13 protein-coding genes, 2 tRNA genes and 1 other RNA gene are annotated in these 14515 nt (G+C 74.4%); 5 read left to right on the top strand and 11 right to left on the bottom strand.

Annotated elements, in window-relative coordinates; all coding sequences use genetic code 11:
- Positions 1-48 precede the first annotated feature (48 nt).
- From ACI79D_RS21335 to ACI79D_RS21310, 6 genes are all read right to left on the bottom strand, one after another.
- Positions 49-1740 (bottom strand): ABC transporter ATP-binding protein, encoded by a 1692-nt coding sequence (locus ACI79D_RS21335; protein ID WP_456920503.1) that lies wholly within the window; start codon positions 1738-1740, stop codon positions 49-51.
- A complete protein-coding gene (locus tag ACI79D_RS21330; RefSeq protein WP_456920502.1) occupies positions 1737-2801 on the bottom strand; it encodes an ABC transporter permease in 1065 nt (354 codons plus the stop codon). The genes ACI79D_RS21335 and ACI79D_RS21330 overlap by 4 nt, the downstream gene beginning before the upstream one ends.
- Positions 2801-3904, bottom strand: coding sequence for an ABC transporter permease (locus ACI79D_RS21325; RefSeq protein WP_456920501.1), 1104 nt, complete (start codon positions 3902-3904; stop codon positions 2801-2803). Before ACI79D_RS21325 ends, ACI79D_RS21330 begins: the two co-directional genes overlap by 1 nt.
- A 109-nt stretch (positions 3905-4013) precedes the next feature.
- On the bottom strand, positions 4014-5657 hold the full coding sequence (locus ACI79D_RS21320) for an ABC transporter substrate-binding protein (protein ID WP_456920500.1): 1644 nt from the start codon (positions 5655-5657) through the stop codon (positions 4014-4016).
- Positions 5658-5821: 164 nt separating this feature from the next.
- Positions 5822-6421 (bottom strand): recombination mediator RecR, encoded by a 600-nt coding sequence (gene recR / locus ACI79D_RS21315; RefSeq protein WP_456920499.1) that lies wholly within the window; start codon positions 6419-6421, stop codon positions 5822-5824.
- A gap of 33 nt (positions 6422-6454) precedes the next feature.
- A complete protein-coding gene (locus tag ACI79D_RS21310; protein WP_456920498.1) occupies positions 6455-6790 on the bottom strand; it encodes a YbaB/EbfC family nucleoid-associated protein in 336 nt (111 codons plus the stop codon).
- 140 nt (positions 6791-6930) lie between these two features.
- On the opposite strand from ACI79D_RS21310, the gene ACI79D_RS21305 reads away from it, so the two are divergent.
- Together ACI79D_RS21305 and ACI79D_RS21300 are read left to right on the top strand one after the other, a co-directional pair.
- Entirely contained in the window at positions 6931-7308 is a 378-nt protein-coding gene (locus ACI79D_RS21305) for a metalloregulator ArsR/SmtB family transcription factor (RefSeq protein ID WP_456920497.1), read from the top strand.
- Entirely contained in the window at positions 7305-7787 is a 483-nt protein-coding gene (locus tag ACI79D_RS21300) for an SRPBCC family protein (RefSeq protein ID WP_456920496.1), read from the top strand. The genes ACI79D_RS21305 and ACI79D_RS21300 overlap by 4 nt, the downstream gene beginning before the upstream one ends.
- Before the next feature lie 57 nt (positions 7788-7844).
- Here the strand turns inward: ACI79D_RS21300 and ACI79D_RS21295 are convergent, their stop codons facing one another.
- Together ACI79D_RS21295 and ffs are read right to left on the bottom strand one after the other, a co-directional pair.
- The gene (locus ACI79D_RS21295; RefSeq protein WP_456920495.1) at positions 7845-10190 is read right to left on the bottom strand and encodes a DNA polymerase III subunit gamma and tau; all 2346 of its coding nucleotides are present in this window, start codon (positions 10188-10190) and stop codon (positions 7845-7847) included.
- Between the two features lie 75 nt (positions 10191-10265).
- An RNA gene (ffs, locus tag ACI79D_RS21290) (signal recognition particle sRNA small type) lies at positions 10266-10361 on the bottom strand.
- A 197-nt stretch (positions 10362-10558) separates the two neighbouring features.
- Here ffs and ACI79D_RS21285 point away from each other — a divergent pair.
- Positions 10559-11497, top strand: coding sequence for a DMT family transporter (locus ACI79D_RS21285; RefSeq protein ID WP_456920494.1), 939 nt, complete (start codon positions 10559-10561; stop codon positions 11495-11497).
- A gap of 67 nt (positions 11498-11564) precedes the next feature.
- Here the strand turns inward: ACI79D_RS21285 and ACI79D_RS21280 are convergent.
- A tRNA-Ser gene (locus tag ACI79D_RS21280) sits at positions 11565-11652 on the bottom strand.
- Between the two features lie 157 nt (positions 11653-11809).
- On the opposite strand from ACI79D_RS21280, the gene ACI79D_RS21275 reads away from it, so the two are divergent.
- Positions 11810-12157: a hypothetical protein gene (locus ACI79D_RS21275; RefSeq protein WP_456920493.1), complete on the top strand. Its 348-nt coding sequence runs from the start codon at positions 11810-11812 to the stop codon at positions 12155-12157.
- A 35-nt stretch (positions 12158-12192) separates the two neighbouring features.
- Entirely contained in the window at positions 12193-13794 is a 1602-nt protein-coding gene (locus tag ACI79D_RS21270; protein WP_456920492.1) for a serine/threonine-protein kinase, read from the top strand.
- Positions 13795-13848: 54 nt separating this feature from the next.
- On the opposite strand, the gene ACI79D_RS21265 is transcribed toward ACI79D_RS21270, so the two are convergent.
- Together ACI79D_RS21265 and ACI79D_RS21260 are read right to left on the bottom strand one after the other, a co-directional pair.
- Positions 13849-13933 (bottom strand) — tRNA-Ser (locus ACI79D_RS21265).
- A gap of 10 nt (positions 13934-13943) precedes the next feature.
- Entirely contained in the window at positions 13944-14408 is a 465-nt protein-coding gene (locus tag ACI79D_RS21260) for a nucleoside deaminase (protein WP_456920491.1), read from the bottom strand.
- Positions 14409-14515 lie beyond the last annotated feature (107 nt).

The raw sequence follows: 14515 nt of genomic DNA, 5'->3' as shown, positions 1-14515 counted from the left end.
GGAGTGGGAGGGCGCGGAGAACGCGCCCCTCCCACTCCGCTCGTCCGCTCAGCCCAGCTGCTCCCAGAGCGCCCGGCGGCGGGCCTGCTCCTCGGGGTCGGGCACCGGCAGCGAGGCCAGCAGCCGCTGGGTGTAGGCGTGCTGCGGCGCGCCGAGCACCTCCGCGCCCGTGCCCTCCTCGACCAGCCGGCCGCGGTAGAGCACCGCGATCCGGTCGGCGAGCAGGTCCACGACGGCGAGGTCGTGGCTGATGAACAGGCAGGCGAAGCCCAGCTCCCGCTGGAGCTCGGCGAACAGCTCCAGCACCCGCGCCTGCACCGAGACGTCCAGCGCCGAGGTCGGCTCGTCGGCGATGAGCAGCTCGGGGTCGAGGGCGAGCGCCCGGGCCAGGCTGGCCCGCTGCCGCTGCCCGCCGGAGAGCTCGTGCGGGAAGCGGTCGCCGAAGCTCTTCGGCAGCTGCACCGCCTCCAGCAGCTCGTCGACCCGGCCGCGGGCGGCGCGCGGGTCGACGGCCCGGCCGTTGACCACCAGCGGCTCGGCGACCGCCTCGGCGATGGTGAGCAGCGGGTTGAAGCTGGAGGCGGGGTCCTGGAAGACGAACCCGATCCGCCGGCGCACCGGCCGGAACGCCTTCTCCTTCACGCCGCGCATCTCGGTGCCCAGCACCTGCAGCGAGCCGTCGGTGACCTTGGTGAGCCCGGCGATGGCCCGCCCGATCGTCGTCTTGCCGCTGCCGCTCTCCCCCACCAGACCGAGCACCTCGCCGGGGCGGATGGCGAAGCTGACGCCGTCCACCGCGACGAAGTCCGGCTTGCGCAGCCGCCCGGGGTAGACGATCCGCAGGTCGCGGGCCTCCACCACCGGCGTCGCGGCGGCCCAGCCGGCCGGCCGTCCGGCCGCCCGCTCCTCGGCCCGCGCCCGGCCCTCCCCGAGGCGGGGCACCGAGCCCAGCAGCTGCCGGGTGTAGGGCTCCCGGGGCGCGGTGAACAGCGTGCGGACGTCGGCCTGCTCGACGATCCGGCCCTGGTACATGACCGCGACCCGGTCGGCCAGGTCGGCGACGACGCCCATGTTGTGCGTGATCAGCACGATCGCGGCACCGAACTCGTCGCGGCAGCGGCGCAGCAGGTCGAGGATCTCCGCCTGCACGGTCACGTCCAGGGCGGTCGTCGGCTCGTCGGCGATGATCACGCCCGGGTCGAGCACGAGCGCCTGGGCGATGACGATGCGCTGCTTCTGGCCGCCGGAGAACTGGTGCGGGTAGTGGTCCACCCGCTCCTCGGGGTCGGGGATGCCGACCCGCCGGAGCACCTCGATCGCCTTCTGGCGGGCCTCCTTGCGGCTGTAGCGTGCGTGCGCCCGCAGCCCCTCGGCGATCTGCCAGCCCACCGGGTACACCGGGTTGAGCGCGGTCGAGGGCTCCTGGAACACCATCGCGGCGTCCCGTCCTCGCACGTCGCCCAGCTGCCGGGGCGACAGCGTGACGACGTCGCGCTGCTCGGCGCCGTCCTTGCTGCGCAGCAGGACCGCCCCGCGGGTCCGCGCGGTCTCGGGCAGCAGGCCCAGGATGCTGCGCGCGGTCACGGTCTTGCCGCTCCCGCTCTCGCCGACGACGGCCAGCACCTCACCGGCGGCCACCGACAGGCTGACGTCGTGGACGGCGGTGATCGGGCCGGCGTCGGTGGCGAAGGAGACCGACAGGTTCTCGATGCCGACGACGTCCTCGCGGACGCTGGTCACAGCGGGTTCCCTCCCATCGTCTCGAGCCCGGACAGGCCGGCGGGCCCGGCGCCCAGCGGACCGCCGGGCACGACCGGGGTCTCGGCCGCGTCGCCGGCCTCGACCGCCCGCCGGCTGCGCAGCCGCGGGTCGGCCAGGTCGTTGAGGCTCTCGCCGACCAGCGTCAGGCCGAGGACGACGAGCACGATCCCCAGGCCGGGGAAGATCGACGTCCACCAGATGCCGCTGGTCACGTCGGACAGCGACTTGTTCAGGTCGAAGCCCCACTCCGCCGCGGCGGTGGGCTCGATGCCGAAGCCCAGGAAGCCCAGACCGGCGAGGGTCAGGATCGCCTCGGAGGCGTTGAGCGTGAGGATCAGCGGCAGCGTGCGGGTGGCGTTGCGCAGCACGTGCCGGGTCATGATCCGCCAGTGGCCGGCGCCGACCACCCGGGCGGACTCGACGAAGGCCTCGCCCTTGATCCGCACCGTCTCGGCGCGCACCACCCGGAAGTACTGCGGGATGAACACCACCGTGATCGAGATCGCCGCGGCCAGGATGCCGCCGAGCAGGCTGGACTGACCGCCGCTGATGACGATGGCCATGATGATCGCCAGCAGCAGCGACGGGAACGCGTAGATGGCGTCGCAGACGACGACCAGCACGCGGTCCAGCCAGCCGCCGAAGTAGCCGGAGACCAGGCCCAGCAGCACGCCGGCGAACAGCGAGAGCACGATCGCGACGACGATCACCATCAGCGCGGTCCGCGACCCGTAGACGACGCGGGAGAGGACGTCGTAGCCGCCGACGGTGGTGCCCAGCCAGTGCTCGGCGGACGGCGGCTGCTGCGCACCGAACGCGCCGTCGGCGTCGCGCAGCTGGTTGTAGCCGTACGGCGCGAGCAGCGGCGCGAACACCGCGGTCAGCAGGAACACGCCCATGAGGACCAGCCCGGCGACGAGCATGCCGCGCTGCAGCCCGACGCTCTGCCGCAGCTGGTGGACGACCGGCAGCCGGCGCCAGCCGCGGCGGGCGGGGTCGGTGCCGGGGGTCTCCTCGACGGGAGCGACGGCGGTGGCCATCAGTACCTCACCCGGGGGTCGATGAGCGCGGCGATCACGTCGACGATGAAGTTGGTGACGGCGACGATCACGGCGAGCAGCGCGACGATGCCCTGCACCGCCACGAAGTCGCGGGCCTGCAGGTACTCGGCGAGCTGGAAGCCCAGGCCCTTCCACTCGAAGGTGGTCTCGGTGAGCACGGCGCCGCCGAGGAGGAGGGCGATCTGCAGGCCGATGACGGTGATGATCGGGATGAGCGCCGGCCGGTAGGCGTGCTTGCGCAGCAGCCGCCGCTCGGCCACGCCGCGGGAGCGGGCCGCCTCGACGTAGCCGGAGCCGAACGTGCCGATCACGTTGGTGCGCACCAGCCGGAGGAACACCCCGGCGGTCAGCAGGCCGAGCGCGATGGCGGGCAGCACCGCGTGCTCGAGCACGTCGAGCACCACGTCGGGGTCGCCGGTCCGGATCGCGTCGATCAGGTAGATCCCGGTCGGGTCGTCGAGGAACTGCAGCTGGATCTCCGCGCCGGTCGAGGCCCGGCCGGCGACGGGCAGCCAGCCCAGGCCGCTGGCGAAGACCAGCTTGAGGACCAGGCCGGCGAAGAAGACCGGCGTGGCGTAGCAGAGGATCGCGAAGACCCGCAGGACGGCGTCGGGCCACCTGTCCCGGGAGTAGGCGGCCAGCCGGCCGAACGGGATGCCGACCACGAAGGCGACGAGCAGCGCGTAGCAGGCCAGCTCGAGGGTCGCCGTCCCGAAGGTGGTGAGCACCTCGACGACGGGGCGCCGGTCGGACAGCGTCGTCCCGAAGTCGCCGGTGAAGACGTTGCCCAGGTACTCCAGGTACTGGACCAGGAGGGGGCGGTCGTAACCGGCCTCGTGCACGCGCTGGGCGAGCTCGGCGGCGGTGAGCCGGCCGCCGAGGGCCGCGGTGATCGGGTCACCGGTGGACCGCATGAGGAAGAAGACCGTCGTCACCAGGATGAAGACGGTGGGGAAGATCAGCAGGAAGCGGACCAGCAGGTAGCTGCCCAGGCCGCCTCCGCCGCGTCGGCGTCGTCGCTCCGCGGGCGCGTCCTCCCGGACCGGGTCGCCGGCCGCCAGCTCCGTCGCTGCTGTGGTCATGGATGTCACTTCCGTCGGTGCGGCTCCCCCGCACACGGGAGGCCCCGGGCGACCGCGCCGTGTGGCGGGGTCACCCGGGGCCGGTGTCGCCAGTGTCCCTCTGGTCGGATCAGCCCTTGCTCAGGGCCCCGTAGCGGAACTTGAAGGACGCGTCGAGCGTGTCCGCCGCGCCGGCCACACCGGTACGGACGACGGCCACCTGGGCACCCTGCAGGTAGGGCACCGTCGAGAGGTCCTGCGCCTCGAGCTGCTGGATCTGCTCGATGAGGCCGGTGCGCTGCGCCGGGTCCGGCGTCGTCACCTGCTGCAGGATCAGGTCGTTGACCTGCTGGTTCTCGTAGTGGTTGCCCAGGAAGTTCTCCGTGAGGAAGAACGGCGTGAGGTAGTTGTCGGCGTCGGAGTAGTCCGGGAACCAGCCGAGCTGGTACGCCGGGTAGACGTCGGCCACGCGGTCCTCGGAGTACTGCACCCACTCGGTGGTCTGCAGGTCGACCTGGAACAGGCCGGTGGACTCCAGCTGGTCCTTGATCAGCGCGTACTCGTCACCCGAGGACGGGCCGTAGTGGTCGTTGGAGTACTGCAGGGACAGCTGCACGGGGGTCTGCACGCCGGCGGCCTGCAGCACCTGGGCGGCCTTGTCGGGGTCGGCCGCGCCGTTGCCGTCGCCGTAGAGGTCCTTCAGCGGCGTGGTGGCGCCGGTCAGGCCCTCGGGGACGAAGGAGTACAGCGGGGTGTAGGTGCCCTTGTAGACCTGGTCGGCGATCTCCTGCCGGTCGAGCAGGTGGGCCACCGCCTGGCGGACGGCGAGCGCCTTGGCCGGGTCGGCGTCGGGCTGGGTGGCGCCGAAGGGCTGGGTGTTGAAGTTGAAGACGATGTAGCGGATCTCGCCACCGGGGCCGTCGACGACCTCGACCTCGTCGTTGCCGCGCAGGTCGTCGATGTCGGTCGCCGACAGGCTGCGGAAGGCGACGTCGATGTTGCCCTCCTCGATGTCCAGCTTCAGGTTCGAGGAGTCGGCGTAGTACTTGACGTTGACCTGCGAGGTCTTCGGCGCCCCGAGGAGGCCCTGGTACTCGGGGTTGGCCTCGTAGGAGATCAGGTTGTTCTGGTCGTAGTTGGTGATCACATACGGGCCCGCGAAGGCGTTGCCGTCGACGATCTCCTGGTCCGGGGTCAGCGCGGTCGCCGAGAAGACGTCCTCGTCGACGATCGGGCCGGCCGGGCTCGACAGGATCTGCGGGAACGTCTGGTCGTTGCCGTTCTTCAGGTTGAACACGACCGTCGTGTCGTCGGGGGCGTCGACGCCGGCGAGGTTGGCCAGCAGCGCGGCCGGGCCGTTCGGGTCGTTGATGGCGACCATCCGGTCGAAGGTGAACTTCACGTCCGACGAGGTGAGGTCGTTGCCGTTGGCCCACTTCAGACCGGGCTTGAGGGTCACCGTGTACTGCGTGGGCGAGGTGAAGTCGGCGGACTCGGCGATGTCGGGCTCGACGTCCGGGCTGCCGTAGTTGGTGTTCATGAGGAACGGGAACACCTGGTTCATGACGGCGAAGGAGCCGTTGTCGTACGAACCCGCGGGGTCGATCGTGGTGATCTTGTCGCTGGTGCCGATCGTCAGCGCCTCGCCGCCACCGCCGCTGGAGCCGCCGCCGTCGCCGTCACCGCCGCCGCACGCCGTCAGGGCCAGCGCGGTCACCGCGAGGCCTGCCGTGGCGGCGCGCACACGCCGCCGGCCGGTCAGAACGGAACTCATCCGCCTACCTTCGTTCTTCCTGGGAACCCTCGCGGACGCCGGAGATGTTCCAGGTCACAGCGGGGTACGGGTGTTGGTTACTCATGCGTAGCACAGCGCCCGCCCAGCCCGAAGGCCCGGCCGGCACTGTTATCCGCTCGTGACTGCGACCGCTCCGAGGAGGCTCAGGCGTCGATGCGGCGGCGGCCTTCGAACGCCCGGCCCAGCGTGACCTCGTCGGCGTACTCCAGGTCCCCACCCACGGGCAGGCCGCTGGCCAGCCGGGAGACCGCCAGTCCCATCGGGGCGACCAGCCGCGCCAGGTAGGCGGCGGTCGCCTCGCCCTCGAGGTTGGGGTCGGTGGCGATGATCAGCTCGGTCACCGTGCCGTTCATCAGCCGCGTCATCAGCTCCTTGACCCGCAGGTCGTCGGGGCCGACCCCCTCGATCGGGCTGATCGCGCCGCCGAGCACGTGGTAACGCCCACGGAACTCGCGGGTGCGCTCGATCGCGACGACGTCCTTGGGCTCCTCGACCACGCAGATGACGTCGTCACTGCGCCGCGGGTCGCGGCAGATGCGGCACTGCTCGCCCTCGGCGACGTTGTAGCAGGTCACGCAGAAGCGGACCTCCGCCTGCACCCGCTGCAGCGCGGCCACCAGCCGGCCGACGTCGGCGGACTCGGCGGCCAGCAGGTGGAACGCGATGCGCTGCGCGCTCTTGGGCCCGACGCCGGGCAGCCGGCCGAGCTCGTCGATGAGGTCCTGGACGGCCCCCTCGTACACGGTGTTCCTCTCGTCGGGTCAGGGCGGCGCGGCTCAGAGGCCGGGCAGCCCCAGGCCGCCGCCCAGGCCGCCGGCGAGCGGACCCATGCGGCTGGCGGTGAGTTCGTTGGCCTGGCGCGAGGCGTCGCGGACGGCGGCGACGACGAGGTCCTGCAGGGTCTCGATGTCGTCGGGGTCGACCGCCTCGGGGGCGATGGTGACCGCGCTGAGCTCACCCTGGCCGGTCATGGTCGCGGTGACCAGGCCGCCACCGGCCGAGCCGGTCACCGTCTCCTGGGCCAGTTGCTCCTGCGCGGCAGCCAACTGCTGCTGCATCTGCTGCGCCTGCTCGAGCAGGCGTGCCATGTCGGGCTGGCCTCCGGGGAACATGACCCGAGCGTAGGCCGCGGGTACGACACCCGCCGGGACGACGGGCCGACCACCTTCCTCAACCAAGAGGTTGACAACGCGGGCGGACCGGGCCACTCTCTTCGTCAACCGAACGGTTGACGAAGAGAGGAGGAACCGACGTGGCCGCCGATCCGCTCTCCCGAGTCTTCGCGGCCCTGGCCGACCCCACCCGGCGCGACATGGTCGCCCGTCTCGCGGTGGCCGACGCGACCGTCGGTGAGCTCGCCGAGCCCTACGACGTGAGCGTGCAGGCGGTCTCCAAGCACCTGCGGGTGCTGGAGGACGCCGGCCTGGTCAGCCGCAGCAGGGACGCCCAGCGCCGCCCGGTCCACCTGGAAGCCGAGGTCTTCGACCTCATGACGAAGTGGCTCGAGCGCTACCGGCGCCAGGCCGAGGAGCGCTACCGCCGTCTGGACGACGTCCTCCGGAACATGCCCGACGAGCCGTCGTCGCCCACCACCCGCACTGCACCACCCGAGGGAGGAACCCCGTCATGACCACCACCACGCACGAGACCCAGATCGCCCTCGACCCCGAGGTGCCCCTGGTCCGGATCACCCGGGAGTTCGACGCCCCGCCGGCCAAGGTGTTCCGCGCGCACACCGACCCCGACCTGCTGGTGCAGTGGCTCGGTCCGCGCGGCCTGGAGATGTCGATCGACCACTACGACTGCCGCACCGGCGGCTCCTGGCGCTACGTGCACCGGCAGGACGGCGAGGAGTACGCCTTCCACGGCAGCTTCCACGAGGTGCGGCCGGACGAGCTGATCGTGCAGACGTTCACCTTCGAGGGCATGCCGGACGGCGTGGCGCTGGAGAAGCTGGTCCTCGAGGACCTCGGCGACGGCCGCACCCGGCTGACCACGACCTCGCTGGTCGACTCCTTCGCCGACCGCGACGCGTTCGTGGCCAGCGGCATGGAGGTCGGCGTCGTCGAGGGCTACGAGCGCCTCGACGAGGTCCTCGCCCGGAGCTGAGGGTGGAGCCCCACCCCCGCCGCCGATCTGGGGGTCGGCGGGGGCGGGGGGGGGTCCTCAGTCGATGGGGCGCGCGCCGAGCTGGGCGCGCAGCAGGGCCAGGGCCGCCTGCTCGGGGTCGACCGCCGGCGCGGGCTCCCGGTCGCCGGAGCCCTCGGCCGCCCGCTCGGCCATCAGCTCGCGGGCCTCGGCGGCCTCCGCGGCGCGCGCCGCCTCACGAGCCACCTCCGGCGAGGCCGCCGGCCCGGCGCTGCGGACCGCTCCCTCGACGACGACCTGCACCTTCCAGCGCACCCCGAGCAGCTCCTGCAGCGCCTGCCGGACGACGTCCTTGTTGAGGTCGTCGCCCAGCATCTTGGCCAGCGCCGGCGAGGTCGCCGCCAGGGTCAGCACGCCGCCGGCGAGGTCCTGCACCTGCGCGCTCTTGAGCAGGGCCTCGGTGGTGCGCTTGTGGCCGCGCACCACCTTGAGCAGCTCCGGCCACACCCGGCGGACGTCGCTGGTGGTCAGCTCGCCGTCACCGGCGGCCGAGGCCGGGGCCGGGTCGGCCGAGACCACCGGCGTCGGCTCGGCCCCGCGCGGCGCGGGCGAGGAGCTGGCGGCAGCCCGGGGCGCCGCGGGCGCGGCCGGGCGCGGCTGCTCGGTGGGCACCACCGCGGCGGGCGCCGCGGGACGGGCCGGGCCGGCCCACCCGTCCTCGTCGTCGGTCGGCTCCGGGGGCAGCGGGATGTCGGGGTCGCCCGCGGCGACCCGCGGCCGGCGGGGCTCCCCCGCGGGCGCCGGCTGCGCGGCGGGCGCCGGCGGGGTCGCGGGCGCCGGACGGGACGGCGCGCCGCACCCGGGCGGGGTGGTCGCCGGCCAGTCGTCGGTGGCCGGAGCCGGGCGGGAGGACGGCGCGCCGGACCCGGGCGGGGTGGTCGCGGGCCAGTCGTCGGCAGCCGGTGTCCGGGCCGGCTCGGCGCGGGGCGGCTCCGGGACGGCGGCGGGTGCGGGAGTGGTCGGCGCCGGAGCGGCGGGCGCAGGAGCGGCGGTGTCCGGGCCTGCGGCGGCGGCCGGCGCCGGGGGTCGAGCGGCGGCCGGCGCCGGAGCGGCCGGAGCGGGTGCGGCCGCCTGGGACCTGCGCACGAACTCCCGGCGGGGACCGGCCGGCTGCTCGGGCGCCACGGGAGCGGGTTCCGCCGGTTCCCGACGGGCCTCGCGCACCGGCGCGTCGGCGACCGGCCGCCCGGCGTGCTCGCCGGCGATCGACAGCCGCCGCTCGAGGCGCTCCAGCCGCTGGAGGGTGGCCGCCGCTGAGTCGTCGGTGCCGGGCAGCAGCATCCGGGCGCACACCAGCTCGAGCAGCAGCCGCGGCGCCGTCGTCCCGCGCATCTCGGTCAGGCCCTCGTGCACGGTGTCGGCCATCCGCGACAGGGTCGCCGCGCCCAGGGCCTGCGCCTGCGAGCTCATCAGGTCCAGCCGGTCGGGCGGGCAGTCGAGCAGGCCGTTGCCCCCGGCGTCCGGGACGGCATCGAGCACGATCAGGTCGCGCAGCCGGTCGAGCAGGTCGGTGGCGAACCGGCGGGGGTCGTGCCCGGCCTCGACCACCCGGTCGACGGCGCGGAACACGGCGGGCGCGTCGTGGGCGGCCAGCGCGTCGATCGTCTCGTCGAGCAGCGCGTCGTCGGTGACCCCGAGCAGGCCGACCGCGCTCTTGTAGGTGACCCCCTCCGACCCGGCGCCGGCCAGCAGCTGGTCGAGGATGGACAGCGAGTCGCGGACCGAGCCGCCGCCGGCCCGCACCACCAGCGGGAACACCGTTGCCTCGACCTGGACGCCCTCGGCGGCGCAGGTCCGCTCCAGCAAGCCGCGCAGCGTCGTCGGCGGCACCAGCCGGAACGGGTAGTGGTGGGTGCGCGAGCGGATGGTGGGCAGCACCTTGTCCGGCTCGGTGGTCGCGAAGACGAAGACGAGGAACTCCGGCGGCTCCTCGACGACCTTGAGCAGGGCGTTGAAGCCCTGCGTGGTCACCATGTGCGCCTCGTCGACGATGTAGACCTTGTAGCGGCTGCTGACCGGGGCGAAGAAGGCGCGCTCGCGGAGGTCGCGGGCGTCGTCCACACCGCCGTGGCTGGCCGCGTCGATCTCGATGACGTCCAGCGAGCCCGGCCCGTCCGGCGCCAGGGCCACGCACGAGGCGCACACCCCGCACGGCGTGGACGTCGGCCCCTGCTCGCAGTTCAGCGAGCGGGCGAGGATCCGCGCCGAGGAGGTCTTGCCGCACCCGCGCGGCCCGCTGAAGAGGTACGCGTGGTTGATCCGCCCGCCGTCGACGGCGTTGACGAGCGGGGCCGTCACGTGCTCCTGGCCGACCACCTCGGCGAAGGTCGCCGGGCGGTACTTCCGGTAGAGCGCCAGAGCCACGCGACGAGGTTACGTGGCAGGTCGGACGACACCGTGGACCTCCGCCGCGCCCTGCGTCACGCCCGGCCCCGGGAACGCGAGGACCCCCCGCGCACCCGCCAGAGCCTGCTTATCCTTGCTGCCTTCCGGCCCTGGGGAGGTTCACAGGATGACGCCACGCGGGGGGTCGGCCTCCACTGTAGAGGAAACCGGTCGGCCGATCGTGGGTGCCCTCGCTACGCTCCCAGCCATGCCGCAGACGCTCGTCCTGCCCCCGCCGCGCTCCTGACCCGGAGCACCGCGGGCTGCTGACCGCCCGGCGCGACCGCGCCCGGCCCCTGCGCCGTGCTCCGGACCGACTCCCCGATCCGGATCCGACCAGGAGCGTCATGCCCACCCCCACTCCCCGCGCGTCCGCCGCGCGCGGTTTCCCCCTCGTCGTGGCCGCCGCCCTCTGCTGGGGCACCTCGGGCGTCAGCGGCCGCATCGTCGCCGACCGCACCGACCTCGGCCCGCTGGACATCGCCTGGCACCGCATGGCCGTCGGCGCCGCCGTCCTGCTCGTCGCCCACCTGCTCACCCGCCGGCGTCGCCCGGTCGCCGTCCCGCTGACCGGGCCGGTCGCCCTGCGGCTGGCGCTGGTCGCGGCGGGGCTGGCCGCCTACCAGCTGGCCTACTTCGCCGCCGTCGCGTCGGCGGGGGTGAGCATCGCCACGCTGGTCGCGCTCGGCCTGGCCCCGCTGCTCATCACCGTCGGCGCGGCGCTGCTCGGCCACGGCCGGCCCGACCGCGCCACGATGCTCGCGCTGACCGCCGCGCTGACCGGGCTGGGCCTGCTGGTCGGCCTGACCGCCGGGGCCTCGACCGGGACGGCGGTGCTGCTGGGCGCCCTGCTGGCAGTCGGGTCGGCGCTGGGCTACGCGGTGGTCACCCTCGCCAGCGGGGGCCTGCCGGCCGGCGTCCCGGTGACCCTGGCCGGGTTCGTCGGCGGGGCGCTGCTGCTCACGCCGGTGGCGCTGGCCGGGGGACTGCACCTCACGGCGGAGCCGGTGGCCCTGGCCACGCTGATCTACCTGGGCGCGGTACCGAGCGCGGCGGCCTACGCGCTGTTCTTCCGCGGGCTGCGGACCGTGCCCGGGGCGGTCGCGGCGATCGTCACCCTGCTCGAGCCGGTCACCGCGACGGTGCTGGCCACCGCGTTCCTGGGCGAACGGCTGCCGCTCGGCGCGCTCGCCGGCGGCGTGCTGGTCCTCGGCGCGGTCGCGGGCCTCTACCTGCGACGGCTCGGGGTCCGCACCCGGCCGGACGTCGTCCCCGAGCCGGCCTGAGATCAGGACCTGCCTGCCCCCACCGCTCGCGAGCTCGCGGCGGCACCCTGCAGGCAGGCCTTCCCGGTGGCGGAGGATGGGAGATTCGAACTCCCGAGGGGTTGCCCCCAACCCGCTTTCCAAGCGAGCGCCATAGGCCACTAGGCGAATCCTCCAACTGCGCGCCCCAGGATACCGGGCGGCCGGGAGGAGGTGCGCCGCGGCACCCGAGCGGCGCGGGACGGGCGGGGGTGTTTCCCGTCGGCAGGGTAGGGAAGGCTGGTCGGAACCAGCCGCTCCCCCGGCACGCAGCACCACGAGGAGGCACCACCCATGACCGAGCCCGACCAGCCCCGGCCCGAGGTCGTGGACGCCATCGTCGCGGTGCTCAAGGGCGCCGACCCCTCGGGGCTGCCGCCGTCGGCCACCAAGGCCGAGAAGGACACCGCCAAGGACCGCTACCTGTCGGAGTTCGCCGCCGAGCGGAGCAAGCGGGACCGGCAGACCCGCGCCTGGGAGCTACTGCTCACCCGCAGCTACGACGAGCCACCCACCTGGGAGCGGTTGTTCGACGACCTCTCCCCCGACGCCGCCCGCGAGCTCGGGGAGCTGTACGACGCACTGCCCGCGGGCGCCCAGGAGGAGTACGCCCGGCGCTACGGCGTCCCCTCCGGGGTCTGACCGGCGCCAGCCACCCCGCGGGACGGGGACCGGAGATGACCGCACCCGACGACCTCGTCGCCGGCCGCTACCGCCTGGTGTCACGGATCGGCGGCGGCGGCATGGGCGCGGTCTGGCTGGCCCACGACGACCGGCTCGGGCGGCACGTCGCGCTCAAGCAGGTCCTGCCACCCAGCGGGGCCGACGACGCCGCGGTGGAGCAACAGCACCAGCGCGCGCTGCGCGAGGGCCGCATCGCCGCCCGGCTGACCCACCCCCACGCCATCCGTGTCTTCGACGTCGCGGAGGTGGACGGGTCGCCGTGGCTGGTCATGGAGTACCTGCCCTCGCGCAGCCTCGCGGAGGTGCTGCACGAGGACGGCGTCCTGCCGGTGGACGTGGTCGCCCAGATCGGTGCCCAGATCGCCGACGCGCTGGCCGCCACGCACGCGGCCGGGGTCGTCCACCGCGACGTGAAGCCGGCCAACGTCCTCATCGGCTCGGGCCCGGACGTCGACGGCCTGGTGAAGATCACCGACTTCGGCATCTCGCACGCCCGCGGCGACGTCACGCTGACCCAGACCGGTCAGATCACCGGCACGCCGGCGTTCCTCGCCCCCGAGGTCGCGCAGGGTGCGGAGATGACGCCGGCCTCGGACGTCTTCTCCCTCGGCGCGACGCTCTTCACCTGCCTGGAGGGCCAGCCCCCGTTCGGGATGGACGACAACGCCCTGCGGCTGCTGCACCGCGTCGCGGCCGGCCGGCCGGAGTCCCCGCGGCGGGCCGGTTGGATGACCGGGCCGCTCCTGCGGATGCTCGCGACCGACCCGGCGCAGCGCCCGACGATGGAGCAGGTGCGTGACGAGCTCGCCCAGCTCGCCGTCGGGCCGGACGGCGACCCGACGACCGTCCTGCTGGCCCGCACGAAGCTGCGCTCGTCCACCAACCGGGCCCGGACCGCCGAACTCCCTCCGGCAGCCGCCGCGGCCACACCTCGCCGGCCGCCACCTCCACGCCGTGCGCCGACGTCCGCGCCCGCCCGGCACCCGCAGCCGCCACCGGCTCCACCGCCCGCCGCTCCGCCGCCCGCCGCGCCGCCGTCGTACCACAGCCCGGCGCGCCGGCGGAGAGCCCCGCTGGTCGCCGTCCTGCTGGTCGCCGTCCTGCTCGCCGGGGGCGCCACCCTCTGGCTCACCACGCGCAACGACCCCGGCGGGACCGGCGCGCAGCCCGCTCCGGCGTCGTCCTCCCCGGCCGGTGGGGACGGTGCCGCGGCACCGGACACGGCCGGCCCCGCGGAGGACGGCGCGCCGGTGGACGAGGACGCGACCGCGGTCGTCGAGGAGACCCTGGACGAGTACTACGGCCACCTCCCCGACGACCCGGAGGCGGCGTACGCCATGACCGGGCCGACGCTGCGCGCCGCGGCCGACCGCGCCTACTACGAGGACTTCTGGGCGCCGTGGTCGGAGGTGGAGCTCGAGGACGTGCGCGCCGCCGAGCCCGGGGACGACGGCACGGTCACGGCGACCACCGAGGTGCGCTTCACCCGCACCGACGGGCGCGAGGAGGTCGAGCGGCACGAGGTCCGGCTGGTGCCGGCCGACGACGGCGGGTGGCTGGTCGACCTCGACCGGTACGTCGACACCGTCGGTTGAGGGCCCGGGAACGACGAAGCCGCCTCCGGATCCCGGAGGCGGCTTCGCACTGGGCGGTGGCGGTGGGATTTGAACCCACGGAGGCTTGCACCTCACACGCTTTCGAGGCGTGCTCCTTCGGCCGCTCGGACACGCCACCGCCGAAGAGACTACAGGTCCCGTTTCCGGCGGAAGAACGCGCGTAGCAGCGCGGCGGACTCCTCGGCACGGACACCGCCGGTGACCTGCGGGCGGTGGTTGAGCCGGCGGTCGCGGACGACGTCCCACAGCGACCCGACCGCGCCGGCCTTCGGGTCGTCGGCGCCGTAGACGACCCGGTCCACCCGGGCCAGCACGCTGGCGCCGGCGCACATGGTGCAGGGCTCGAGGGTGACGACGAGGGTCGTCCCGGTCAGCCGCCAGCCGTCGCCGTGCGCCTGCGCGGCCGCGCGGAGGGCGAGCACCTCGGCGTGCGCGGTGGGGTCGCCGCGCTTCTCCCGCTCGTTGGCCGCCTCGGCGAGGACGGCGCCGTCCGGGCCGAGGACGACGGCGCCGATCGGCGTGTCGCCCCACTCCACCGCGGCGGCGGCGAGCTCGAGCGCGCGCCCCATGGCGGCGTCCACGTCGGGGGTCACCGGGTCGTCTCCGGGAAGGTCGTGGGCGGGCCCCCCCCCCGGGGCCCCCCCCCACGCCCCGCCCCCCCCCCGCGCCCCCCGCGCCCCGGGCGGCGGCGCCCCCGGGG

It is taken from the genome of Geodermatophilus sp. SYSU D00708, from assembly GCF_054050115.1.
Note: the sequence above shows the minus strand (reverse complement) of the source record. Positions and strands in the feature narration are given on the sequence as shown.

Excerpts from the sequence above, each read along its gene's own strand:
- ACI79D_RS21270 (WP_456920492.1), top strand. The coding sequence starts at position 12,193 with ATGACCGCACCCGACGACCTCGTCGCCGGCCGCTACCGCCTGGTGTCA.
- ACI79D_RS21300 (WP_456920496.1), top strand. The coding sequence starts at position 7,305 with ATGACCACCACCACGCACGAGACCCAGATCGCCCTCGACCCCGAGGTG.
- ACI79D_RS21275 (WP_456920493.1), top strand. The coding sequence starts at position 11,810 with ATGACCGAGCCCGACCAGCCCCGGCCCGAGGTCGTGGACGCCATCGTC.
- ACI79D_RS21310 (WP_456920498.1), bottom strand. The coding sequence starts at position 6,790 with ATGTTCCCCGGAGGCCAGCCCGACATGGCACGCCTGCTCGAGCAGGCG.
- ACI79D_RS21325 (WP_456920501.1), bottom strand. The coding sequence starts at position 3,904 with ATGACCACAGCAGCGACGGAGCTGGCGGCCGGCGACCCGGTCCGGGAG.
- ACI79D_RS21330 (WP_456920502.1), bottom strand. The coding sequence starts at position 2,801 with ATGGCCACCGCCGTCGCTCCCGTCGAGGAGACCCCCGGCACCGACCCC.
- ACI79D_RS21320 (WP_456920500.1), bottom strand. The coding sequence starts at position 5,657 with ATGAGTTCCGTTCTGACCGGCCGGCGGCGTGTGCGCGCCGCCACGGCA.
- ACI79D_RS21285 (WP_456920494.1), top strand. The coding sequence starts at position 10,559 with ATGCCCACCCCCACTCCCCGCGCGTCCGCCGCGCGCGGTTTCCCCCTC.